The organism is Dorea sp. YH-dor226, from assembly GCF_039832105.1.
Taxonomy (GTDB): domain Bacteria; phylum Bacillota; class Clostridia; order Lachnospirales; family Lachnospiraceae; genus Dorea_A.
Genome location: NZ_JBDOHS010000006.1, coordinates 46,592 through 70,687, shown reverse-complemented (window position 1 = coordinate 70,687; position 24,096 = coordinate 46,592). Strand labels below are relative to the sequence as shown.

General features: G+C 44.2%; 22 protein-coding genes. 21 read left to right on the top strand and 1 reads right to left on the bottom strand.

The genetic code is table 11. From position 1 onward, the window contains the following. Positions 1-100 precede the first annotated feature (100 nt). From ABE547_RS06925 to ABE547_RS06840, 18 genes are all read left to right on the top strand, one after another. Positions 101-940, top strand: a complete 840-nt coding sequence (locus tag ABE547_RS06925; protein WP_347378080.1) for a DegV family protein — start codon at positions 101-103, stop codon at positions 938-940. A gap of 56 nt (positions 941-996) precedes the next feature. Continuing rightward, positions 997-1,254 (top strand): hypothetical protein, encoded by a 258-nt coding sequence (locus ABE547_RS06920; protein WP_347378079.1) that lies wholly within the window; start codon positions 997-999, stop codon positions 1,252-1,254. A gap of 185 nt (positions 1,255-1,439) precedes the next feature. Further along, positions 1,440-1,880 (top strand): division/cell wall cluster transcriptional repressor MraZ, encoded by a 441-nt coding sequence (gene mraZ, locus ABE547_RS06915; RefSeq protein ID WP_235248049.1) that lies wholly within the window; start codon positions 1,440-1,442, stop codon positions 1,878-1,880. An 11-nt stretch (positions 1,881-1,891) separates the two neighbouring features. Then, positions 1,892-2,827, top strand: coding sequence for a 16S rRNA (cytosine(1402)-N(4))-methyltransferase RsmH (gene rsmH, locus ABE547_RS06910; RefSeq protein WP_347378078.1), 936 nt, complete (start codon positions 1,892-1,894; stop codon positions 2,825-2,827). Between the two features lie 36 nt (positions 2,828-2,863). After that, entirely contained in the window at positions 2,864-3,415 is a 552-nt protein-coding gene (locus ABE547_RS06905) for a hypothetical protein (RefSeq protein ID WP_347378077.1), read from the top strand. An 8-nt stretch (positions 3,416-3,423) separates the two neighbouring features. Then, on the top strand, positions 3,424-5,283 hold the full coding sequence (locus tag ABE547_RS06900; protein ID WP_347378076.1) for a penicillin-binding protein 2: 1,860 nt from the start codon (positions 3,424-3,426) through the stop codon (positions 5,281-5,283). A gap of 74 nt (positions 5,284-5,357) precedes the next feature. Beyond that, positions 5,358-7,079 carry a penicillin-binding transpeptidase domain-containing protein gene (locus ABE547_RS06895; RefSeq protein WP_347378075.1) on the top strand — a complete coding sequence of 574 codons (1,722 nt, stop codon included), beginning with the start codon at positions 5,358-5,360 and terminating at the stop codon, positions 7,077-7,079. Positions 7,080-7,144: 65 nt separating this feature from the next. Further along, a complete protein-coding gene (gene mraY / locus ABE547_RS06890; protein WP_347378074.1) occupies positions 7,145-8,101 on the top strand; it encodes a phospho-N-acetylmuramoyl-pentapeptide-transferase in 957 nt (318 codons plus the stop codon). A 9-nt stretch (positions 8,102-8,110) separates the two neighbouring features. Beyond that, entirely contained in the window at positions 8,111-9,466 is a 1,356-nt protein-coding gene (murD, locus tag ABE547_RS06885; protein ID WP_347378073.1) for a UDP-N-acetylmuramoyl-L-alanine--D-glutamate ligase, read from the top strand. A 10-nt stretch (positions 9,467-9,476) separates the two neighbouring features. Then, positions 9,477-10,562, top strand: a complete 1,086-nt coding sequence (locus ABE547_RS06880; RefSeq protein ID WP_347378173.1) for a putative peptidoglycan glycosyltransferase FtsW — start codon at positions 9,477-9,479, stop codon at positions 10,560-10,562. Between the two features lie 19 nt (positions 10,563-10,581). After that, the gene (locus ABE547_RS06875; RefSeq protein WP_347378072.1) at positions 10,582-11,322 is read left to right on the top strand and encodes an FtsQ-type POTRA domain-containing protein; all 741 of its coding nucleotides are present in this window, start codon (positions 10,582-10,584) and stop codon (positions 11,320-11,322) included. A 137-nt stretch (positions 11,323-11,459) separates the two neighbouring features. Further along, entirely contained in the window at positions 11,460-12,710 is a 1,251-nt protein-coding gene (ftsZ, locus tag ABE547_RS06870) for a cell division protein FtsZ (protein WP_347378071.1), read from the top strand. A 440-nt stretch (positions 12,711-13,150) separates the two neighbouring features. Continuing rightward, positions 13,151-13,981 (top strand): sigma-E processing peptidase SpoIIGA, encoded by an 831-nt coding sequence (locus ABE547_RS06865; RefSeq protein WP_347378070.1) that lies wholly within the window; start codon positions 13,151-13,153, stop codon positions 13,979-13,981. Continuing rightward, positions 13,947-14,687: an RNA polymerase sporulation sigma factor SigE gene (gene sigE, locus ABE547_RS06860; protein WP_347378069.1), complete on the top strand. Its 741-nt coding sequence runs from the start codon at positions 13,947-13,949 to the stop codon at positions 14,685-14,687. The genes ABE547_RS06865 and sigE overlap by 35 nt, the downstream gene beginning before the upstream one ends. 48 nt (positions 14,688-14,735) lie before the next feature. Continuing rightward, positions 14,736-16,346 carry an MBL fold metallo-hydrolase gene (locus tag ABE547_RS06855; protein ID WP_347378068.1) on the top strand — a complete coding sequence of 537 codons (1,611 nt, stop codon included), beginning with the start codon at positions 14,736-14,738 and terminating at the stop codon, positions 16,344-16,346. Between the two features lie 122 nt (positions 16,347-16,468). Beyond that, positions 16,469-17,248, top strand: coding sequence for an RNA polymerase sporulation sigma factor SigG (gene sigG / locus ABE547_RS06850; RefSeq protein WP_347378067.1), 780 nt, complete (start codon positions 16,469-16,471; stop codon positions 17,246-17,248). Positions 17,249-17,410: 162 nt separating this feature from the next. Next, the gene (locus tag ABE547_RS06845; protein ID WP_347378066.1) at positions 17,411-18,058 is read left to right on the top strand and encodes an HAD family hydrolase; all 648 of its coding nucleotides are present in this window, start codon (positions 17,411-17,413) and stop codon (positions 18,056-18,058) included. Between the two features lie 28 nt (positions 18,059-18,086). Next, complete coding sequence (locus ABE547_RS06840; protein WP_235248028.1) at positions 18,087-18,350, top strand: glyoxalase; 264 nt, start codon at positions 18,087-18,089, stop codon at positions 18,348-18,350. 27 nt (positions 18,351-18,377) lie between these two features. Here ABE547_RS06840 and ABE547_RS06835 read toward each other — a convergent pair whose 3' ends face one another. Beyond that, a complete protein-coding gene (locus ABE547_RS06835) occupies positions 18,378-18,812 on the bottom strand; it encodes a hypothetical protein (protein WP_347378065.1) in 435 nt (144 codons plus the stop codon). A 178-nt stretch (positions 18,813-18,990) separates the two neighbouring features. On the opposite strand from ABE547_RS06835, the gene pth reads away from it, so the two are divergent. Genes pth through ABE547_RS06820 form a run of 3 tightly spaced genes read left to right on the top strand, consistent with a single transcriptional unit; the run spans position 18,991 to position 23,999 of the window. Further along, entirely contained in the window at positions 18,991-19,575 is a 585-nt protein-coding gene (gene pth / locus ABE547_RS06830) for an aminoacyl-tRNA hydrolase (protein ID WP_347378064.1), read from the top strand. 2 nt (positions 19,576-19,577) lie between these two features. Then, the gene (gene mfd / locus ABE547_RS06825) at positions 19,578-22,925 is read left to right on the top strand and encodes a transcription-repair coupling factor (RefSeq protein ID WP_347378063.1); all 3,348 of its coding nucleotides are present in this window, start codon (positions 19,578-19,580) and stop codon (positions 22,923-22,925) included. A gap of 51 nt (positions 22,926-22,976) precedes the next feature. After that, positions 22,977-23,999, top strand: coding sequence for a peptidyl-prolyl cis-trans isomerase (locus ABE547_RS06820; protein WP_347378062.1), 1,023 nt, complete (start codon positions 22,977-22,979; stop codon positions 23,997-23,999). The last annotated feature ends 97 nt before the right edge of the window (positions 24,000-24,096 follow it).

The window sequence follows — 24,096 nt, the reverse complement described above, 5'->3', positions numbered from 1 at the left end:
GGATAAATATGGTAATATGGATATGGTTTTGAAAACCAGATAAAATAGATACCAAAAACAACAAATGGAATTGTTGATAATATGTATCGGGAGGAAGAACATGAAGTATAAGATTATTGTAGATAGTTGTGGGGAACTGACAGACAAGATGAAGTCGTCTGGATGTTTTGAAACGGCGTCCCTGTCAATTGAGGTTGGCGGGCACCACATTATAGATGATGATACATTTGATCAGGCTGACTTTTTGAGAAGAGTTGCGGAATGTGAGGAATGTCCGAAGTCTTCCTGCCCGTCGCCGGAGAGATATATGGAAGGCTATCATTGTGATGCGGAGCATGTGTATGCGGTGACATTGTCAGCGGAGCTGAGTGGTTCTTATAACAGTGCTGTGCTGGGAAAGAATCTGTATCATGAAGAATACGGAGAAAAAGATATCTATATATTTAATTCCAGATCGGCATCTGTGGGGGAAACGCTGATTGCAATGAAGATTGCAGAATGTGAAGAGGCCGGAATGAGCTTCCGAGAAGTGATCGATACTGTAGAAGCATACATTGCTTCAAAGAATACATATTTTGTACTGGAGACACTGGACATTCTTAAGAAAAACGGCAGATTAAAGGGGCTGAAAGCAGTGGTAGCAACGGCATTGAATATCAAACCGGTCATGGGAGCAACACCGGAAGGAACGATCCGGCAGATTTCTCAGGCGCGTGGCATTAAGAAAGCACTGGTGAAGATGGCAGATGAAATTGTGAATAACCTGAAAGAATCTGAGCAGAAGATTCTGGCGATATCACACTGTAACTGCAGAGAGAGAGCAGAAGCAGTCAAAGAGATGCTGGTTTCAAAAGCAGTGTTTAAGGATGTGATCATCCTTGATACGGCCGGGATCAGCAGTATGTATGCGGCAGATGGAGGCATAATTGTGGTTGTATAATTTCTGCAGTTGTGATAAAATAACTTTTAGTTATTGAACAGAAGGAGCCGGATATTATGAGTCAGGAAAAAGTTGACAGATATAAGAAAGAAAAAGCAAATCGTAAGCAAATTATGAAAAAAGCCAGAATTCAGAAGCTGGTAAGCCGTTGTGTGATCGCCCTGGTTGCTGTTGCACTGGTGGGAGGATTCGGATATTCTGCATTTTCGTCATATCAGGCAAAGAAGCCGAAAGAAGAAGTGGCGATTGATTATTCCGCACTTGATGAATTGAGTCAGAGTCTTTCTGAACTTGAAGTGGCAGATGGAGAATAAAAGAAAAGTCTAATAAGAATGAAAAAGAATCTTGCAATGTGAGGTTCTTTTTTTGTGCCAATTTTTATAAAAAGGGCTTGAAAACGATAAAAAAGTAGTTTACAATGGTTTCAAGTGGTAGAAAGTGGTGAGAAGTGGAGCAAAGTGGCAAGAAAGTGGAAGGCCACTGAAAGAGGGTGAGTTCAATGTTGAAAGGAGAGTACAGTCATAATATTGACGCAAAGGGAAGACTTATCATTCCTGCAAAGTTTCGTGACGATCTAGGGGAGAATTTCGTCATAACAAAAGGAATGGAGAATTGCCTTTATGTATACCCGGAAAACGAATGGAACACCTTCGAAGCAAAACTGAACGCCTTACCAACCACCACGGATAAAAAAGCCCGTGCTCTTGCATATTTTTTTCAGGGAAGTGCTACAGACGGCGACCTTGACAAGCAGGGAAGAACGTTAATTCCTTCTGTTTTGAGAGAATTTGCACACCTGGATAAAGAAGTCGTATTTATCGGTATGGGGAAGCGTGCCGAGATCTGGGACAAGGCAAGATGGGAAGAAAAGAATGCTGAAGTGGAACTTAACATTGAAGATATTGCATCTGATATGGAAGCGAGTGGATTCAGTATCTAGAGGGAGAAGATATGGGATTCGAACACAAATCAGTATTACTGAATGAAACAATTGATGGATTAAACATCAGGCCGGATGGCATCTATGTAGATGGCACGCTTGGTGGAGGCGGACATGCTTATGAAGTATGCAGACGCCTCGGTGAAAAGGGGAGTATTGTAGGAATAGACCAGGACGCGGCTGCGATCGAGGCGGCAGGCGCCCGCTTAAAAGACTTCGGGGAGAAGGTTACAATAGTCAGGAGCAACTATTGTGATATGAAGTCAAGGCTCCGGGAATTAGGAATTGACAAGGTCGACGGAATCATCCTTGATCTGGGCGTATCATCTTATCAGTTAGATACGGCAGAACGTGGATTTTCCTATCGCGAAGATGCACCTCTGGATATGCGGATGGATACACGTCAGAAAATGACAGCCAGGGACATCGTCAATGACTACTCAGAGATGGATCTCTACCGCGTGATCAGAGACTATGGCGAGGACAAGTTTGCCAAGAATATTGCAAAACATATCGTGGCAGAACGCGGTAAGAGACCAATCGAGACTACAGGCCAGCTGACAGAGATTATCAGGGCCTCAATACCAATGAAGTATCAGAAAAAGTCTGGGCATCCGGCAAAACGGACATTCCAGGCTATCCGTATTGAACTGAACAGGGAGTTGGATGTTCTGCGGGATTCATTGGATGATATGATAGACATATTGAATCCGGGTGGAAGGTTGTGTATTATCACATTTCATTCGCTGGAGGACAGGATCGTAAAGAGTGCATTTAAGAAAAATGAGAATCCATGTACCTGTCCGCCGGACTTTCCTGTATGTGTATGTGGGAAAGTGTCCAAGGGGAGTATTGTTACCAGAAAGCCTATTCTGCCAGGTGCAGAAGAAATGGAAAATAACAGTCGTTCAAAAAGTGCCAAATTACGTATATTTGAGCGCTGTTAGAATGGGTTGAAAAAATGATAGAAAGGGGTGGCGTATATGGCAGCAAGACAGAATTATTCACGCAGCAGACAGCAGTATAGAAGCAGAAGTGCTGAAACTTATACAGGAAGACAGGCATATCAGTATGGAAATGTTGCAACACAGCCGGAGTATGCACCGCGTCGTCATGAGTCACCCGCAAAACCTAAGAAGCAAGTAAGCAATCAGGTACGCAGAAATCGAAAACAGGCTCTTATCATGAATCGCACATATGTAGTGTTTCTTGCAGTTGCGGCTGTGCTCGCGCTGATCGTATGTGTAAATTATGTAAAACTTCAGTCCAGCATCACCAGCCGGTCGAAGCATATTACGGCAATGCAGGAAGAACTGGCCAATCTGAAGGAAGAGAATACGACCAGGTACAATGCGGTAATGGATTCAGTGAATCTGGAAGAGGTAAGAGAAAAAGCAGAGGGAGAACTTGGTATGGTATATGCTTCTCCTGAGCAGATCATAGAATATGAAGATCCTGCGACTGATTATGTAAAACAGTATGAGGATATTCCGGAAGACGGTGTGCTTGCTCAGTCAGACAAGAATAAAAAGTAGGAGAAATTATGGCAAGACAGAAAAAGAATCCGTTTAAGAAAAAGATATCAAAATTCATGCAGAAAAAGCTGGTATTGCTCTTTATGGGAATAGTACTGGCTTTTGTTTTTCTGGTGGGAAGAATTACATATATCAACGCATCGAGTGGAGAAAAATATACGAAGGTGGTATTGGATCAACAACAGTATAATAATCGGACCATTCCGTATAAACGAGGAGATATTGTTGATCGCAACGGGACTAAGATTGCAACCAGCGAAAGAGTCTACAACGTTGTCCTGGATGTAAAAGTGATGCTGAGCGATGAGGATTATATCGAACCAACGATTCAGGTGCTGACGGATTGTTTTGAAATCGATGAAGAAGATGTCCGTAAGCTTATGGAGGATAAGCCGTCAAGCAGATATAGTGTCCTGAAAAAGGGAGTTGATTATGATACCGCGCAGAAGTTTGAAAAGATAGATGCGGATGAAAAGAATTATCCGGACGTAAAAGGAATATGGCTGGAAGAAGATTATGTGAGAAAATATCCGTATAATACGCTTGCAAGTGATGTGATCGGATTTACAGTAGATGGTAATGTGGGAAGCAACGGAATAGAGGCTTCTTATAATTCCATTCTGAATGGAACAGACGGAAGAGAATACGGTTATCTGGATGAAAGTTCTACATTTGAACGTACAGTGAAAGAACCGGATAACGGAAGTACTGTTGTGTCAACGATTGATCTTCAGGTGCAGAGCATTGTTGAAAAGTATATCCTGGCATTTAATGAGGCACACAAGAATGAGGCGTCAAAAGGTGAGGGAAGTAAAAATACGGCAGTTATTGTTATGAATCCTCAAAATGGAGAGATACTGGCGGAAGCATCATATCCGAATTATGATCTGAACAGCCCAAGAGATCTGTCTGCCTACTATTCGGAAGAAGAGCTGGAGCAGATGACAGACGAAGAAAAAGTAAATGCACTGAATGAACTGTGGAATAATTTCTGTGTCAGCAATACCTACGAACCGGGATCAACGTTTAAGCCTTTTACAATTGCAGCAGGTCTGGAGACCGGAGTGCTTACCGGGGATGAAGGTTATGTGTGCGGCGGTGTTATGCATGTGGGAGATCATGACATTCATTGCAGCAACCGGTCGGGTCATGGACCGGAGACGTTGAAACAATCTCTGGAAAATTCATGTAACGTAGCATTGATGCAGATTGGAGCCAGCCTCGGGGCAGAAGAATTCTGCCGATATCAGAAGCTGTTTGGATTTGGAGAGTATACGGGAATTGATCTTCCGGGAGAAGGAACTACAGAAGGTCTTTTGTATACACCGGAAAACATGGATGCGGCCAGTCTTGCCACGAATGCATTCGGACAGAATTTTAATGTGACAATGACGCAGCTTGCAGCATCATTTTGTTCTTTGATCAATGGAGGAAATTATTATAAACCGCATGTGGTCAAACAGATACAGGATGAAAATGGAAATGTAACAGAGAATAAAGATCCTGTCTTATTAAAGAAAACTATTTCGGAAGAAACCAGTGAGATTATCAAAGATTATATGCGTGGGGTTGTAGAGGAAGGTACCGGGTCTTCTGCGGGAGTGGAAGGATATGACATTGGAGGAAAAACAGGTACGGCGGAAAAACTTCCGCGAGGAAATGGAAAGTATCTGGTATCCTTTATCGGATATGCTCCGCAGGAAAATCCACAGGTGGTTGTATATGTAGTAATCGATGAACCGAATGTTGCAGAGCAGGCATCCAGTTCCTATGCGACAGAAATGGCATCTGGGATCATGTCAGAGATATTCCCTTATCTTGGGGTTGAAAAAATGACAACGGATGAGACGGATCAGGTTCAGGAATAAGTCAATATTAATCAGAATAACCTTGCAAAAGCAGTAATAAGTTATAAAAACAGCTTTTGTGAGGTTTTTTGTTTGTGAAAAACAAAACATATAATAAGAAGAAAGTACTGGTCGTATTTGTCGGAGCCATGATTCTGATTCTGGGGCTTATGGGCAGGCTGGCCTATCTTATGATCTGGAAGGCGGATTATTATCAGAAAAAAGCAGAAGCACTTCATGAGAGGGAACGGGAGATCAAGGCCGCGAGAGGGGAGATTATTGATTGCAACGGAAAGATACTTGCGACCAATCGCACCGTCTGTACGATCTCTGTGATTCACAGCCAGGTGAAAGACCCGGAGACTGTAATCAAAAAGCTGGCAGCTGCATTGGATATGGATGAAGAAACGGTCCGCAAACGTGTGGAAAAGGTATCTTCGATGGAGAGGATCAAGACAAATGTAGATAAGGAAACAGGAGATGCGATTCGTAACATGGAACTGGATGGAGTCAAAGTGGATGAGGACTTTAAGAGATATTATCCATATAATGAACTGGCATCCAGGGTTTTAGGCTTCACTGGTGGTGATAATCAGGGGATTATCGGGCTGGAGGTAAAGTATGAGGAGTATCTGAAGGGGATCAATGGAACGATTCTTACGACAACTGACGCCAGAGGAGTGGAACTTGAAGGAGTAGCAGAAGACAGGGTGGAACCGGTGGCCGGAAATACGCTGCAGATCAGTATGGATGCAAATATTCAGATGTATGCTCAGCAGATGGCAGAAAAAGTGATGGAAGAAAAGCAGGCGGATAAAGTTGCCATCATACTGATGAATCCGCAGAATGGGGAGATTCTGGCGATGGTGAATGTTCCTGAGTTTAACCTGAATACGCCGTTTGAACTGAGTACACAGGAGGAGCAGAACATGTCTGAAGAAGAAAAACAGGAAGCATTGAATCAGATGTGGAGAAATGGATGTATTAATGATACTTACGAGCCGGGATCTACATTTAAGATCATTACTGCTTCTGTCGGACTGGAAGAAGGTGCTGTAAAGCTGGATGATACATTTTCCTGCCCGGGATACCGGGTGGTGGAGGATCGTAAGATTCGATGTCACAAGGTTGGAGGACATGGCGCGGAGACATTCGTTCAGGGGATGCAGAATTCCTGTAATCCGGTATTTATAGATGTCGGACTCAGACTCGGCGCAGATAACTTCTATAAATATTTTCAGCAGTTTGGACTGATGAGTCTGACAGGAGTAGATCTTCCGGGTGAAGCCGGAACTATTATGCACAAAAAAGAGAATATCGGACTTGTGGAACTTGCTACCATGAGTTTTGGACAGTCTTTTCAGATTACGCCGATCCAGCTGGCAACAACGGTAAGTTCCCTGATCAATGGAGGCCGGCGTGTGACTCCTCATCTGGGGGTTCGGGTATTAGAAAAAGACGGGGAAGAAATAAAGACATTTGAATATGAAGAAAAAAACAATATAGTGTCTGAGGAAACATCTGCAACCATGAGAATGCTGCTGGAAAGTGTTGTTGCGGAAGGGTCCGGAAAGAATGCGTATGTGGAAGGATACCGGATCGGAGGAAAGACGGCGACTTCACAGACACTTCCGAGAAGTGCAAATAAGTATATTTCATCTTTTATTGGCTTTGCTCCGGCAGATGATCCTCAGATTCTGGGCATGTGTGTGATCTATAATCCGCAGGGAGTATATTACGGAGGAACGATCGCGGCGCCTGTGATCGGTAATATTTTTGAAAATATATTACCGTATCTTGGCATTGAAAAAGAATAAGAAATGCAGTATACTAGGTAAAGTTAGGAAATAACTGATTAACAAAAGAAGCGAAGAGGTGGGTTATGGATTATACAATATTTATTCCGGTACTGATCGCATTTGTGCTGAGTGCGGCAATGGGACCGTTGATCATTCCGGTACTCAGAAAACTGAAGATGGGACAGACGGAGAGAGTTGAGGGAGTACAGTCTCATTTGAAAAAAGCAGGAACCCCAACAATGGGGGGAGTGATCATTCTTCTTGCAGTAGTGATCACATCTGTGGTTTATATAAGAAGTTATCCCCAGATCATTCCGATTCTGTTTATGACACTGGGATTCGGGCTGATCGGATTTCTGGATGATTATCTGAAAGTCGTGATGAAGCGCTCAGATGGATTGTATCCAAAGCAGAAGATGGCACTTCAGATTGTAGTTACAGCGATATTTGCATTTTATATGGTACGCTATTCAACCGTTTCCCTTGCAATGCTGATCCCATTTACGGGAGGAAAATATCTTGATATCGGATGGCTTGCAATTCCATTGATGTTCATTGTAGTGATCGGAACAGTAAATGGTGTGAATTTTACGGATGGACTGGATGGTCTTGCATCCAGTGTTACGGTGCTGGTGGCAACATTCTTTACCGTAGTCGCGATCGGAACGAACAGCGGAATCACACCAATTACCTGTGCTGTTGTCGGAGCACTTCTTGGATTTTTGCTGTTTAATGTGTATCCGGCCAGTGTATTTATGGGAGATACCGGATCTTTGGCACTGGGAGGATTTGTTGCATCGGCGGCATATATGTTGCAGATGCCGATCTTTATTGTAATCGTAGGACTTATTTATCTGGTTGAAGTGTTATCTGTCATGATTCAGGTCACATATTTTAAAAAGACAGGCGGCAAACGTTTCTTTAAGATGGCGCCGATTCATCATCATTTTGAATTATGCGGCTGGTCTGAAACAAGAGTTGTGGCGGTGTTTTCAATTATTACAGCAATTCTGTGCCTGATCGCATTGATGGCTATGTAGGAGGAGATTATGGAAGTAACAGAGAAGAAAGTACTTGTATTTGGTCTTGGAATCAGCGGAATCGGAGCAGGAAAGATCCTGGAGCAGCATGGAGCAGATGTTGTGCTTTATGATGGAAACGAAAAGCTGACAGAAGATAAGATCCGTGAACAGATTGGGAAAGACAGCAAGGCGCAGATTGTTATCGGTGCTTTTCCGGAAGCACTTCTGGACGGTCTTGATATTACCATCTTAAGTCCGGGGGTTCCGACTGATCTTCCGGTGATTGACGAGATGAGAAGACGTGGTGTACAGGTGATTGGCGAGGTGGAACTTGCTTATCAGTTTGGAAAAGGTGATGTCCTTGCAATTACCGGGACCAATGGAAAGACAACAACAACTTCTCTTCTTGGTGAAATCATGAAAAATTATCAGGATAATGTTTTTGTGGTAGGGAACATCGGAACACCATACACAACAGTTGTGTCTGAGATGACAGAAGAGACGATCACAGTTGCTGAGATGAGCAGCTTTCAGCTGGAGAGTATCGTGGATTTCAGACCAAGAGTAAGCGCAATTCTGAATTTTACACCGGATCATCTGAACCGCCATCATACGATGGAAGCGTATGTGAATGCTAAGAAGAAGATTGCTGAAAATCAGACGGAGGAAGATTACTGTATTCTGAATTATGAGGATGAACTGACGAGAGAGTTTGGAAAGAATGTGAAAGCAAAGGTTCTATATTTCAGCAGTCAGCGTAAACTAGAAGAGGGAATTTATCTTGAAGACGGCAATATCATATATCATTATGAAGGAACAGAAGCAAAAATCTGTCATGTGGATGAACTGCAGATACTCGGAACACACAATCATGAAAATGTAATGGCTGCAGCTGCCATGGCTGCAGTATACGGAGTGCCGATGGATGTGATCAGCAGAAGTGTCAGGGAATTTAAAGGAGTAGAACACCGGATAGAGTATGTTACAGAGAAAAAAGGTGTTGTATATTACAATGATTCCAAAGGAACCAATCCGGATGCTGCCATCAAGGGAATTCAGGCTATGAACCGCCCAACGATACTGATTGGCGGTGGATATGATAAAGGATCCGAATATACAGAATGGATCAACAGTTTTGATGGAAAAGTAAGAAAGCTGATTCTTCTGGGTGCGACCCGGGAAAAGATCGCTGCGGATGCAGAAAAATGTGGATTTAAAGATTACCTGTTTGCAGAGACTTTTGACGAAGCGGTGCTTATGGCAGCAAAGCTGGCCAAACCTGGTGAAGCAGTCCTGCTTTCACCTGCCTGTGCAAGCTGGGGAATGTTCCCGAACTATGAAGTACGTGGAGAGAGATTTAAAGAGATTGTAAATTCCTTATAAGGAGTGGCATATATTGGCACAATCGAGAAAGAAAAGTTATGATTATACTCTTTTAGCCGCGTTGATTCTGATCATGGCAGCAGGTCTTGTTATCCTGTACAGTACAAGTGCGTATAACGGAGAAGTGAAGTTTCAGGATTCGTTCTATTACCTGAAAAAGCAGGCGTTTGCGACACTTTTGGGAATTGCGGGGATGTTTATGGTTGCCAGGATGGATTATCATATCTGGAAACATGTGGCTGTCCTGGGATATTTTACTGCAATATTGTTGTCAGTGGCAGTATTGTTTATCGGAGATGAGTATAACGGGTCCAAAAGATGGCTGTCTTTGGGCCCGTTTTCTTTTCAGCCCTCGGAATTTGCAAAAGTGGCTGTTATCCTGTTTCTTGCACATGTGATAACGAAAAATGTGGAAAAGATCGGTAAGATGCGGACGATGCTTAAGATTATTGTGATGATTCTGCCGGTGGTTGCGCTGGTGGGGGCAAGCAACTTAAGTACGGCAATTATCATTCTTGGAATCGCAGTGATTCTGATCTTCGCCGCCAGCCCCAGATATGGTCAGTTTGTTATAATGGCAGCACTTGGAGCAGGATTCATGGCGATATTTTTAGCAATGGAGAGCTATCGGCTGGAACGGCTTGCCATATGGCAGAATCCGGAAAAATATGAAAAAGGATATCAGACGCTGCAGGGGTTATATGCGATTGGGTCCGGTGGATTATTCGGAAAGGGACTTGGAAAGAGCATTCAGAAGCTGGGATTTGTTCCGGAAGCGCAGAATGATATGATATTTTCAATTATCTGTGAAGAACTGGGATATGTCGGAGCCTGTGTGATCCTGTTTCTGTTTCTGATCCTGATCTGGAGATTTTTTGTCATCGCAACACATGCTGTGGATCTGTTTGGAGCACTGATTGCAGCCGGGGCGATGGGACACATGATGATACAGGTGATCCTGAATATTGCAGTCGTGACGAATACCATTCCAAATACCGGGATCACACTTCCCTTTATCAGCTACGGAGGAACGTCAGCAGTTTTTCTTCTGATAGAAATGGGACTTGTCCTGAGTGTGTCATCTTTGGTAAAATAGAAAAAAGGGAGTAGATACAATGAAGAAAAAAACACATCGTTTATATGCTTTGGTTGTGATAATCCTTGCAGTTGCGATCCTCGCAGTCGGGATCCTGGTTCTTTTTTATCTTCAGGGAATCAAGGTCAGCGGGAATGAATACTGTACGGATCAGGAAATTGCAGACGTGATCAAAAAGGATAAGGGATCATTTAATACGATCTATGTGACTGCGAAGTATGCGCTTGGCTATGGGGAAAAGCTTCCCTGTCTGGAAAGTATGAAAGTGAGTATGAAGAATCCGTGGACGCTTCAGATTAAGGTGGAGGAAAAACCAATCGTGGGGTATGTAAAGGACGGAGACCGGTACTTTTATTTCGATAAGACGGGGCTGGTAGTAGATGAGTCGGGCAGCCTGACAGAAGGTCTTCCGTCTATTACCGGACTTGAGATGAAAAATGTGAAGCTTTACCAGACGCTTGAGTGTGAAAACGCCGGTATTTTTGAAGAAATTCTGAAAACATCAAAAGAAATAAAAAAATATGAACTGGGTCAGGTAAAGATTGTCTGTGAGGGAAATCAGATCTTTCTTGAAATCGGAAAAGTGCGGGTCAATCTCGGAAGTTCCGTGTCATCTGAGCAGGTTGCTCAGATCAAACCGATCCTGGAAAAGCTGGGAGACAGGGCGGGAACACTGCATCTGGAGGACTATTCGGAGAGTGGTTCAACGATCACATTTGACAAGGAAGAAAGTCCGGAGGAAATTTCAGAAGAAAAATAAGAAAAATGGAGAAATTCTATTGATATTTTATACAAAAGTCTTTATTATATACTATATATAGCAAACTGAGTTCATCTCACTTGCTTTATTTATGGGATGTATAATATATAATAAGGATAACAAAGGAGGAGAAACCCTTGCTAGAAATTAAAACAAACGAGTCAGAAGCAGCGGCAAAGATTATTGTTGTTGGAGTCGGCGGAGGCGGTAATAACGCAGTGAACCGCATGATCGATGAACAGATTGCCGGTGTTGAATTTATTGCAATTAATACAGATAAGCAGGCGCTTCAGCTGTGTAAAGCACCGACTCTTATGCAGATCGGTGACAAGATCACAAAAGGACTGGGTGCCGGAGCAAGACCGGAGATTGGAGAAAAAGCGGCAGAAGAAAGTGCGGAGGAGATATCAGCAGCACTGAAAGGTGCCGATATGGTATTCGTTACCTGTGGTATGGGCGGCGGTACAGGAACAGGAGCGACTCCTGTGGTAGCTCGCATTGCCAAGGAACAGGGAGCACTGACGGTTGGTGTTGTTACCAAGCCTTTCCGTTTCGAATCTAAGACACGTATGAATAATGCTCTCGCAGGAATTGAAAAATTAAAAGAGAGTGTTGATACACTGATTGTTATTCCGAATGATAAGCTGCTTGAAGTTGTGGACAGGCGTACAACGATGCCGGAAGCGCTGAAAAAGGCAGATGAAGTATTACAGCAGGGTATTCAGGGTATTACAGACCTGATCAATGTACCTTCACTGATCAACCTTGACTTTGCAGATGTTCAGACCGTTATGACAGATAAAGGAATTGCACATATCGGTATTGGACAGGGACGAGGCGATGATAAGGCACTGGAAGCTGTGAAACAGGCAGTTGCCAGCCCGCTTCTTGAAACCACGATTGCAGGTGCATCTCATGTAATTATTAACGTATCCGGTGACATTACTCTGATGGATGCTTCTGATGCGGCTGAATATGTACAGGAACTTGCAGGAGAAGATGCAAATATTATCTTTGGTGCAATGTATGATGATTCCAGAGCAGATGAAGCAACGATCACAGTAATCGCAACAGGTCTTCACAATGTTGGCGGCAGTGCATCAAAGCTGAAATCCAGACTGGAAAACCCGGCAAGAACATCAGCAATGCCGCATGCGGCAGCGCATACAGCAAGCGCACATGCACAGAGCTATGAAAGACCGGTACATCAGGCACAGCCACAGACCGCCCCAAGAATGGATTTTGGAGCAGCTGCGAAGGATAACTCAAATGGTCCGGCAGTGAGAAGACCGGTAGGTGGGACAACTCCAACACTGGAGACTCCAAGAACACCAACCAGCAAAGTAAAAGAACAGTCTATTAAGATTCCGGATTTCTTCAAGAAATAATATCTTATATCTATTTTGTTATGAATCCCGGTACACGATCTGTGTGCCGGGTTTTTGTGATAGCGACGAGCCAAAGTCCAAGCTTGCTTGAGACCTTGGCGACCGCTTACAATCTCAGAACGTGCCCTTGGGCACTTCTGATGATTTACACATATCTTCATATCGCTTAATTCTGACAGGATTCCCCATATATTTCTTTCATTTTCCATAAAATTCTTTCTTTTTTTACTAATTTTTCATACAAAGTCTTGTGTTTCTTTTCGTGTTTTATTCATAAAATCATTTCTTTTTCATCCATATCTTGTGTTTCCCGAGAACTGTCGAACGAAAATCAAATTGACGTCCACCATCTGACAAAATCTTTTTTCCCCTCCTCGTATAATTAATCTTGCTTGAGAACCAAATCGATTTCGCGTACTCAGAGAGAAAGAAGGCCTGATGTGTACTATGAATTGTATATAGATGTGTTTTTTGCGGTGAATTTCATGATGGATGCGATTCTGTTAATGATCACCAGAAAGATATTGGGGTGCCATGCTGCGTATCTACGTATCTACGCAGGAGCATTGACAGGAGCCGCACTCACTTGCCTTGTGATTGTACTTCCGATTCCGGAGCCACATGTAAAGCTGGTGCTTTTTCATGGCCCGGTAAGTATTGCAATGATAAAAACGGGACTTGGAATTCCGTGGGGAAGAAAGCTCTTTCAGGGATGGATCATACTTTACATAAGTGGATTTCTGACTGGCGGGATATTGCAGTTCTTTCAACAATATGTCCGGACCGGCAGCCTGTTCTTTTTGCTGGCGGTTGCAGGCTATTACACAGTGTCGGGAATCTGGGAAGTGATTCTCAGACTGGGGCAGAGAACAAACAGCAGATGTAAAGTGATTCTGTATTATGAGGGGAAAAGCTGTACAGTGGAAGCACTGATCGATACGGGAAACAGCCTGACAGATCCGGTGACCGGAAACGCGGTCAGCATATTGGACAAAAAGACGGCAGGGCGATTATTGGGCAATCTGTTGCCGGAAACGCTACGCTATATTCCATACCATTCGATCGGGAAAACACAGGGGGTAATGCCGATGGTTACCCTGGATAAGATGACAGTCATATGTACGGGAGAAAAGAAAGAGATCCTCGGGCCGATGACGGCTGTGTGCGAAAATGGCCTGACGGGAGAAGAGTTTCAGATGATTCTGAATCCTGATGTTTTGATAGGAGGAGTAAATTATGGTAATAAAGGTAGCAGTACCACATCAATTTAAACTGAAAGTGATTCCGGATATTCGGACACTGTTATTCTCAGACAGAAAAGATGTACATTATATCGGAGGGTCGGATATACTTCCGGCTCCTCTGGATGCGGAGGAGGAGGCGGAAGCAATCCGCAGTCTTGGAACAGGGGAGAGTGAAGGAGCAAGAAAGCTTCTGATAGAACATAATCTGAGGCTTGTGGTATATATTGCGAAAAAGTTTGACAATACCAGTGTTGGTGTGGAGGATTTGATTTCTATAGGTACGATTGGATTAATAAAAGCAATTAATACGTTTAATCCGGAGAAGAATATCAAGCTTGCAACGTATGCCTCCAGATGTATTGAGAATGAGATTCTGATGTATCTTCGAAGGAATAATAAAACAAAGATGGAAGTGTCGATTGATGAACCGCTGAATGTCGACTGGGATGGGAATGAACTGCTGTTGTCGGATATCCTGGGAACGGATGAAGATACCATCTACCGTGATCTGGAGCATGAGGCAGAAAGAAGGGTTCTGTTAAAGGCAGTCAATCATCTTTCCGGAAGAGAACGGACGATCATTCAGATGAGATTTGGTCTTGGCACGCAGGACGGGGAGGAAAAGACACAGAAAGAAGTAGCTGATATGCTTGGAATCTCGCAGTCATACATATCCAGGCTGGAAAAAAAGATCATGCAGAGATTGAAAAGAGAGATGGTAAAATATTCATAGCCAGTCCCCTGAAAAGGTGTTACAATAAAAGAAAAAGGGGTTGGGTATATGAGACTTGGCTTTTTTGGAGCAGCCCATGAGGTGACGGGAAGCTGTCATTTGCTGGAAGCCTGCGGTAAGAATATTCTGATTGATTGTGGAATGGAACAGGGACCGGATCTGTATGAGAATCAGGAGCTGCCGGTGAAGGCGGGTGAGATTGATTATATTCTTCTGACTCATGCCCATATTGATCATTCCGGCAATATTCCTCTGTTGTGCAAGCAGGGATTTAAAGGAGAGATCGTAACGACGTTTGCAACGTCCGATCTATGCAATATCATGCTGCGAGACAGTGCTCACATTCAGGAATTTGAAGCGGAGTGGCGGAACCGGAAGGCAAAAAGAAGCGGGGAACCGGAATATGAGCCTCTCTACACGGTTGCAGATGCGGATGCGGCAATCAAACTGCTGGCTCCGATCGATTACAACCAGAAGATCGTTCTGACAGAAGGGATTGAAGTTCGTTTCAATGATATGGGGCATCTTCTGGGATCTTCCAGTATCGAAGTATGGGTGACGGAAGAGAATGTAACGAAAAAGATTGTCTTTTCCGGAGATGTCGGTAACACGAATCAACCGATCATACGGGATCCGCAGCCGGTAAAAGAAGCTGATTATGTGGTGATCGAGTCTACATACGGAGACCGGACACACGGAGAAGACATACCGGATTATGTGGGAGAATTTACGAGAATCCTTCGGGAAACGTTCGCCAGAGGAGGCAATGTTGTGATCCCTTCCTTTGCAGTAGGACGTACACAGGAGATTCTGTATTTTATCCGGGAGATTAAGGAGAAGAATCTGATTCCGGAGTATCCGGGATTTGAAGTATATGTGGACAGTCCGCTTGCGATTGAAGCCACGAATGTATTTAATAAAAACGTAAAATCCTGTTTTGATGAAGAGGCTATGGCACTGGTGGAGCAGGGAATCAATCCGCTTTTGTTCCAGGGGCTTAAGACAACGATTACCAGCGAAGAATCCAAGATGATCAATTTCAATGAGAGACCGAAGGTGATCTTGTCCGCATCGGGAATGTGTGAGGCGGGACGTATCCGCCATCACCTGAAACATAATCTGTGGAGAAAAGAATGTACGATCTGCTTCGTAGGGTATCAGGCGGTGGGAACGCTTGGACGAAAACTCATCGAAGGTGCGGAAAGTGTCAAGCTTTTTGGAGAGAATATTACGGTAAATGCGCAGATTGAAGTGTTAAAAGGCATCAGTGGTCATGCGGATATGAATGGACTTCTGAACTGGCTCGGAGGATTCGAGACGGTACCGCAGAGAGTCATTGTTGTACATGGAGAAGACACGGTTACAGATCATTTCGCAGGACTGGTACATGAAAAGTATGGATGCAGGACATTTGCTCCATATTCCGGAGGATGTATTGATCTTGAGACAAATGAGGTCATAAGCGAGGGAATCAGGGCTCCGAAAAAGGCAGCGGAGAAACCTGCAAGAGCGAGAGCCGCGAGTGCATTTAACCGTCTGGTTGCGGCAGCAAAACGTTTGCTGGATGTGGTCTATAAGAACGAAGGCCTTTCCAATAAGGATATGGCAAAATTCGAGACTCAGATTCAGAATCTGGCGGATAAATGGGATCGCAGTTAATGCGAACAGAATTTGTCAAGGAGTAAAACTTTTTTTATTTTCCTGTCTGACAGAATAACAAAAAGCCATATGGAGAATCATTTTACTAGATTTATTATTCATCTAGCAGGAGGGTTTGAATTATGGCACAGGGAAAAGTTGAAATATGTGGTGTAAATACGGCAAAGCTTCCAATCCTGAAAGAAGAGGAGAAGGAAGCTTTGTTTGCGCGTATAAAGAAAGGAGATCAGAAGGCGAAGGAAGAGTATATCAAGGGAAATCTCCGATTGGTCCTGAGCGTGATCAAAAGGTTCGGCGGCAATAATGAGAACCCGGATGATCTGTTCCAGATCGGATGTATCGGTCTGATCAAGGCAATCAATAATTTTAACACGGAGCTGGACGTAAAATTTTCTACGTATGCTGTACCCATGATTATCGGGGAGATCCGCAGATACATGAGGGATAATAATTCGATTCGCGTCAGCAGATCTTTAAGAGATACTGCATATAAAGCAATCTATGCAAAGGAGAATTATATTCGCAGGAACCTGCGGGAACCGACTGTTCAGGAGATTGCAGAAGAGATTGGAATCTCAAAGGAAGATATTGTATTTGCCCTGGATGCCATACAGGTACCGATGAGCCTTCAGGAGCCGGTATATAATGATGGTGGTGATGCACTCTATGTGATGGATCAGCTGAGTGATCATAAAAATAAAGAGGAGAAATGGGTGGAAGATCTGTCACTTCAGGCAGCGATGGATCATCTTGGCGAGAGAGAAAGGTATATCATTACCCTTCGTTTTTTTGAAGGAAAGACCCAGATGGAAGTGGCCGATGAGATTCATATATCGCAGGCGCAGGTAAGCAGGCTTGAAAAAAATGCATTAAAAACGATGCGGCAGTATCTGGTATCATAGCAGTGGTTGATATCTGGATTCCGGGGTTGTGCAGAAAAATGTTTTATCGGGGCATGACTTCGGAATTCTTTTATTACAGGAAAATGCGCTTTGGAACAGGTGTATTTATACTTGCAATTTTATCTGCCGCATACTATGATATGTGCAGGAGGATTGTGTGTTATGAAAGCTTGTATATTTGATCTTGATGGAACATTAACTGATACGTTAGATTCTTTGCATTATTCGGTAAATGCAACGCTTCGTGAGATGGGACTTACAGAGATTACCCGGGAGCAGTGCAGAAGCTTTGTGGGAAACGGAGCCAGATACCTGATCAATCAGGCAATTCGTGTGTCAGGAGATCCGCAGGGACTGCGTCTGGATGAAGGTATGGAGATATATGGACGCATATTTGATGCAAATTGTACATATCATGTAACACCTTATGAAGGCGTCTGTCAGATGTTGGCTGCGCTGAAGGAGAGAGGTGTGAAACTGGCGGTATTATCAAATAAACCGGATCGGCAGACCGTAAAAGTAGTAAAAGAAGTATTCGGAGAGGATACCTTTGATTATGCACAGGGACAGAAAGAAGGCATTGCCAGAAAGCCGGAGCCGGATGGTATCTTCTGTCTTCTGGATCAGATGCATGTTACAAAGGAAGAGTGCCTGTATGTAGGAGATTCCGAGGTAGATATTAAGACAGGGCGAAATGCCCGGGTAAAGACGATCGGGGTATTGTGGGGATTTCGTGATCGGGAAACGTTAGAAGCTGCAGGGGCGAAGGAGATGATCGGACGTCCGGAAGAACTTTTGCAGTTTGTTTAAAATCTATCGAAAGGGAGGCAAGAGAATCATGTATGAGTATGATGAGGAATGTCTGAAAACGTTTCTTAAAAATCAGGGACAGCTTTTTGATGAACCTGTGGCGGGAACGTTGGAAGAGGCGGAAGCATTTCTGGAAGACTGTATGGCCGTTGTTGTTGACAGTATCAGTGAAGTCAGAGAATTCCTGGAAGAAGAGGGAATGGACGTGGAAGGAATGTCTGCAGAAGAGATGGAAGAGGCTGCAGAAGTGTTTGCGCTTCCTGACGGAAGGTATCTGATTGTGGAAGGATAGTGTAACAAAACAGAAGAAAAGCCGTAACTACCTGGTAGTTTCGGCTTTTTTCAATGCTTCCTGTATGGCATTTACAATGATCTGGGAGGTATAGGGAGTCTCTTCGTCATATTGGATATTTTCCAGGGACTGTGTCTGATAGATCTGTTCGGCAAGATCCTCAATGGTCGGCTGTATCAAGGGATACATGGTTGTAATGGTATCATCCAGATTGGCGAACCGTATGGAATTGATGTGGGATTCGTCTACAGTCACTTCTACCTCAAGAGCGGTATTGTTCAGTGTGAGCGTGGAAGTGTAGACACCCGGTGTGTATCTGGCTTCTGTATCGACGGCTGATTTTTTTCCGGGCGAAAACATAAATATCAAAAGCAGGATCAATAGAATTGCAAGAATTGCAAAGACTACTGTGTAGATGATTTCTTTCATATGCAGCACGACGATTTTTGTTCTGGAACTCATAGCAGAGACCTCCTGTACTTTCCAAGATAGTTTTGTTCTATATAATGTATGAAAATAAAGTGCAGATTATGCATGCGGGAAGGAAAACTCCGGCAGGGAATGCCGCCGGATTATTTTGCGTGACAAATCGGCATGCTTCTTGTAGAATGGTAAAGGAAAGAAACGGAGAGTGAGAGATATGTTTATTATTGCAGGACTTGGGAATCCAACGTTACAATACGAGGGAACGAGACATAATGTGGGATTTGATGTCATAGATACACTGGCTGAACGATATAATATATCTGTGGATACCAGGAAAAGCCGTGCGTTGATCGGAAAGGGTATGATCGAAGGTCATAAGGTGATTCTTGTCAAGCCGCAGACATATATGAATCTGAGCGGAGAGAGTATTAGATCACTGGTGGATTATTACAAAGTGGATGAAGAGAGTGAACTGATCGTCATTTACGATGACGTCAGTCTGGGCGTAGGGCAGCTTCGCATCCGGAAAAAAGGCAGTGCAGGAGGGCATAACGGAATCAAGAGCATTCTTTCGGAACTGGGAACGGATGTATTTTTGAGAATCAAGGTCGGTGTCGGAGAAAAACCCAGAAAATATGATCTCGCAGATTATGTGCTCGGACATTTTTCAAAAGAAGAAAAAGAGCAGATGAAGGAAGGATACCAGAAGGCAGCAGATGCGGTGTCCATGCTCCTGAATGGGGAGACAGAGGCTGCCATGAATCAATATAACAGGAAAGTAAAGCCTAAGGAGGCATAATTATGCAAGCTCTGATCAGGCCATTGAGTGATTTGGCGGAGTTTGAAGAACTCTGCAAAAATAAAACAGAAGCACCGGGCATGCTGCGTGTCTGCGGATGCGTGAATTCCCAGAAATCTCATATGATGTATGCGCTGAGCGATGGCTGTAAATATAAAGTCATCGCCTGTTCCAGTGAATCAAAGGCCAGACAGGTGTATGAAGAATATCGTTTTCTGGACCCGAATACGTATCTGTATCCGGCAAAGGATCTGTTATTTTATCAGGCGGACATTCGAAGCAAAGAACTGGTGAGAAAGAGAATGGAGGTCATACAGGCAGTTACGACCGGGGAAGCGCTGACCGTGGTTACCAGTTTTGATGCATTTATGGATTCGCTCCTTCCAAAAGAAGTGATTGAAAAACGTATCATACGGATCCAGGGAGACAGCACGATCAGTCTTGATGAGATGACAGAGCAGCTGACAGGAATCGGATATGAAAGAGAAGTCCAGATTGAAGGTCCGGGTCAGTTTGCGGTCCGGGGAGGAATTCTGGATGTGTATCCTCTTACGGAGGAACAGCCGGTAAGGATCGAGCTGTGGGGAGATGAGGTGGATTCCATCCGGACATTTGATGTAGAGACGCAGAGATCGATCGAGAATCTTTCGGAGATTGCCATCTGTCCGGCTGTCGAATTCCCGAAGGAGGAGGAAAGAGGGGTGTCCTTTCTGGATTATTTTCCGAAGGAGCAGACGCTTCTTTTTCTGGATGAGCCGGTGCGCCTGGCAGAAAAAGGTCAGGGCGTGGAAGAAGAGTTCATGGAGGCGCAGAAAAAAAGGATTGAAAGCGGATATGAGATGACGAATGCGGAAGCGAGACTTTATCTGACGGAGGAGATCCTGAAGAAGATGAATGCTTACAGCAGTGTGGGTTTTTTTTCTCTGGACATGCGTTGTAAAGGACTCGAAGTACGCGATACCATGCATATTCAGTCTAAAAATGTGAATCCATATAACAACAGCTTTGAGATGCTGACACAGGATCTTAAGCGACTGAAGAGAAACGGGTACCGGGTCATTCTGCTGTCCGGATCCAGGACAAGAGCCAGACGTCTGGCTGAGGATTTGAGAGACTACAGTCTGAGCAGCTATTACAGTGATGATATGGACCGCGAGGTGCAGCCGGGAGAGATTATGACGGCACATGGATATGTCGCGGAAGGCTATGAATATCCGATGATTAAGTTTACTGTGATCTCAGAGACAGATATCTTCGGAAAGAGCAGGAAGAAGAAAAAACGAAAGGTCTATGAAGGAAGAAAGATCCAGAGCTTCTCGGAACTGAAGCCAGGAGACTATGTGGTTCATGAAAGTCATGGAATCGGAGTCTATCAGGGAATTGAAAAAATCGTGGTTGACAAGATTGCAAAGGACTACATGAAGATCTCTTATGCACAGGGCGGGAATCTGTATATTCCCGCAACGCAGCTGGATATGATCCAGAAGTATGCGAGTGCAGATGCAAAGAAGCCGAAGCTGAACAGACTTGGGACACAGGAATGGACCAAAACCAAGACAAGAGTCCGGGGAGCAGTCCGGGAGATCGCGAAGGATCTGGTTCAGCTGTATGCGGCAAGGCAGGAGAAGCAGGGGTATGTATATGGAGAAGATACTGTATGGCAGAAAGAGTTTGAAGAGATGTTTCCGTTTGATGAGACGGAAGACCAGATGCTGGCAATCGATGCTGTGAAACGGGATATGCAGAGCAGCAAGATCATGGATCGTCTGATCTGCGGGGATGTGGGATTCGGTAAGACAGAGGTTGCGATTCGTGCTGCATTCAAAGCGGTGCAGGAAGACAAACAGGTGGTTTATCTGGTTCCGACAACGATTCTGGCACAGCAGCATTACAATACATTTTTACAGCGAATGAAGGATTTTCCGGTCCGGGTGGATCTGATGTGCAGATTCCGGACAGCGGCCCAGCAGAAAAAGACGATTGAGGATACAAAGCGCGGACTGGTAGATATTGTGATCGGTACGCATCGTGTATTGAGTGACGATCTGAAGTTCAAGGATCTGGGACTTCTGATCATCGATGAAGAACAGCGGTTCGGTGTTCAGCACAAAGAGAAGATCAAAAAACTGAAGGAAAATGTGGATGTACTGACGCTGACTGCCACGCCGATCCCGAGAACGTTGCATATGAGCCTGATCGGTATCCGGGATATGAGTGTTCTGGAGGAAGCACCGAATGATCGAATGCCGATCCAGACGTATGTCATGGAATATAATGATGAGATGGTCCGGGAAGCCATTGAGCGTGAATGTGCAAGACAGGGACAGGTATACTACGTTTATAATCGCGTGGAAGATATTGCAGAAGTAACTGCACATGTGCAGAAGCTGGTGCCGGATGTGACGGTAGAATATGCACACGGACAGATGCGGGAGCATGAACTGGAGAGGATCATGTATGATTTTATTAACGGGGAAATTGATGTGCTGGTATCGACGACGATTATCGAGACCGGTCTTGATATCTCCAATGTTAACACCATGATCATTCATGATGCGGACCGTCTGGGATTATCCCAGCTTTATCAGCTCAGGGGAAGAGTCGGCAGGTCCAATCGCATGGCATATGCATTCCTGCTGTACCGCAGAGACAAGCTCCTGAAAGAGGTAGCAGAGAAGCGTCTGGCTGCCATCCGGGAATTTACGGATCTTGGTTCCGGATTCAAGATTGCCATGCGGGATCTTGAGATCCGGGGTGCGGGCAATCTTCTGGGAGCTGAACAGCACGGCCATATGGAAGCAGTCGGATATGATCTCTACTGTAAGATGCTCAATGAAGCGGTCAAGCATCTGAAAGGGGAGACGGAAGAAGAGGAAACGTATCATACGACAATGGATCTGAATGTGGATGCATATATTCCCGATTCCTATATTCCAAATGAGTATCAGAAGCTGGATATCTATAAGAGAATTGCAGCGATCGAGAATCAGGAGGAGATGGAAGATATGACAGAAGAGCTGATTGATCGTTTCGGAGATATTCCGAAGAAAGTGGAGACTCTTCTTGCGGTTGCTGCATTAAAGGCACAGGCACACAGTGTCTATGTAACGGCAGTGGAACAAAAAGGAGATACGTATACATTTACCATGTATGAGAAGGCAAAAGTTCATCCGGAGCGTATCCCGCGTCTGATCAGTGATTTCAAGGGAGAACTCTGTTTTAAAGCTGAGACGGGAAGTCCCTGCTTTGTATATGAGAAAAAGAGACGCAGCAAAAAGGAGAAGAATACAGACGTCCTGGAAATCGTGAAAAAAGTGTTAAATGGAATTAAAGGATTGATTGAACCATAAAAAAAGGATATAATATAATGGTTAACGATACTAAGGAGGGTATGCAGAGGCATGAAAAAGAAAGTATTGACGTTTGCATTGACGGGAATGCTGGCAGTGACATCCCTGACCGGATGCGGATCTTTAAAGGAAGATGATGTGGTGGCAACTGTCGGGGATCAGAAGATCACCGCGGGAGTTGCGAACTTCTATGCAAGATATACACAGGCGATGTATGAGACCTATTACGCAGCTTATATGGGCGGAGATGATATGTGGACGACAGAGGTGGCAGACGGAAAGACCTATGAAGAATCTATCAAAGATTCCGTTCTGGAAGAGCTGGAGACGATGATCGTTCTGGAAAAGAATATGGATGCGTATGATGTGACGCTTTCTGACGAGGAAAAAACGGCTATCGAAAATGCGGCAAAGACATTTGATGAGACCAATGAAGATGCAGATAAGGAGAAGGTGTCCGGTTCGAAGGAAACGGTAGAGAGAGTCATGACGCTGATGACGATCGAGAATAAGATGCGTAATGCGATTCAGGCAGAGGCGGATACAGAGGTGAGCGATGAGGAAGCTGCACAGAAGAGCATGGAATACGTAGAATTTTCTTATCTGGCAGAGGACGGACAGACAGAACTTTCTGATGATGAAAAAGCTTCTGTGAAAGAGCAGGCTGAAGCATTTGCTGAGGGTGCTAAGGCGGCAGAAGATTTTGATACCTTTGTTACAGAGCAGGGATATGAGGCGAAAACGGTAACTTTTGATGCAGAATCTACCAGTCCGGCAGCAGAAGTGATTGAAGCTGCTGATCAGATGGCGGAAGGCGATGTCTCTGATATCATTGAGACAGACAGTGCATGTTATGTAGTAAAGCTTACTTCTCTTCTCGACAGAGACGCAACAGATCAGAAGAAGGCGTCCATCGTCAGCGACAGACAGACCGAACTGTTTAATGATACCTGCGCGGAACTGAAAGAAAAAGAAGAAATCAAAGTAAACAAAAACGTATGGAAAAAGGTGGATTTCCAGAAACTGAGCGTTACATTCAAGCAGGAAGAATCAGAAACTACAACGGAAGATTAAGAAGTGTTATGATATGATGACAAAACAGAACCCGAGGAGCTTATGTGGGTACCCCCGGGTTCTTTTTATCATAGCAGGCGATTTTCGGAAATCACAT

Excerpts from the sequence above, each read along its gene's own strand:
- ABE547_RS06840 (WP_235248028.1), top strand. The coding sequence starts at position 18,087 with ATGTATGAGTATGATGAGGAATGTCTGAAAACGTTTCTTAAAAATCAG.
- ABE547_RS06855 (WP_347378068.1), top strand. The coding sequence starts at position 14,736 with ATGAGACTTGGCTTTTTTGGAGCAGCCCATGAGGTGACGGGAAGCTGT.
- rsmH (WP_347378078.1), top strand. The coding sequence starts at position 1,892 with ATGGGATTCGAACACAAATCAGTATTACTGAATGAAACAATTGATGGA.
- sigE (WP_347378069.1), top strand. The coding sequence starts at position 13,947 with ATGGTAATAAAGGTAGCAGTACCACATCAATTTAAACTGAAAGTGATT.
- ABE547_RS06925 (WP_347378080.1), top strand. The coding sequence starts at position 101 with ATGAAGTATAAGATTATTGTAGATAGTTGTGGGGAACTGACAGACAAG.
- ABE547_RS06905 (WP_347378077.1), top strand. The coding sequence starts at position 2,864 with ATGGCAGCAAGACAGAATTATTCACGCAGCAGACAGCAGTATAGAAGC.
- ABE547_RS06875 (WP_347378072.1), top strand. The coding sequence starts at position 10,582 with ATGAAGAAAAAAACACATCGTTTATATGCTTTGGTTGTGATAATCCTT.
- mraZ (WP_235248049.1), top strand. The coding sequence starts at position 1,440 with ATGTTGAAAGGAGAGTACAGTCATAATATTGACGCAAAGGGAAGACTT.
- ABE547_RS06820 (WP_347378062.1), top strand. The coding sequence starts at position 22,977 with ATGAAAAAGAAAGTATTGACGTTTGCATTGACGGGAATGCTGGCAGTG.
- ABE547_RS06920 (WP_347378079.1), top strand. The coding sequence starts at position 997 with ATGAGTCAGGAAAAAGTTGACAGATATAAGAAAGAAAAAGCAAATCGT.
- pth (WP_347378064.1), top strand. The coding sequence starts at position 18,991 with ATGTTTATTATTGCAGGACTTGGGAATCCAACGTTACAATACGAGGGA.
- murD (WP_347378073.1), top strand. The coding sequence starts at position 8,111 with ATGGAAGTAACAGAGAAGAAAGTACTTGTATTTGGTCTTGGAATCAGC.
- mraY (WP_347378074.1), top strand. The coding sequence starts at position 7,145 with ATGGATTATACAATATTTATTCCGGTACTGATCGCATTTGTGCTGAGT.
- ABE547_RS06845 (WP_347378066.1), top strand. The coding sequence starts at position 17,411 with ATGAAAGCTTGTATATTTGATCTTGATGGAACATTAACTGATACGTTA.
- sigG (WP_347378067.1), top strand. The coding sequence starts at position 16,469 with ATGGCACAGGGAAAAGTTGAAATATGTGGTGTAAATACGGCAAAGCTT.
- ABE547_RS06835 (WP_347378065.1), bottom strand. The coding sequence starts at position 18,812 with ATGAGTTCCAGAACAAAAATCGTCGTGCTGCATATGAAAGAAATCATC.
- mfd (WP_347378063.1), top strand. The coding sequence starts at position 19,578 with ATGCAAGCTCTGATCAGGCCATTGAGTGATTTGGCGGAGTTTGAAGAA.
- ABE547_RS06900 (WP_347378076.1), top strand. The coding sequence starts at position 3,424 with ATGGCAAGACAGAAAAAGAATCCGTTTAAGAAAAAGATATCAAAATTC.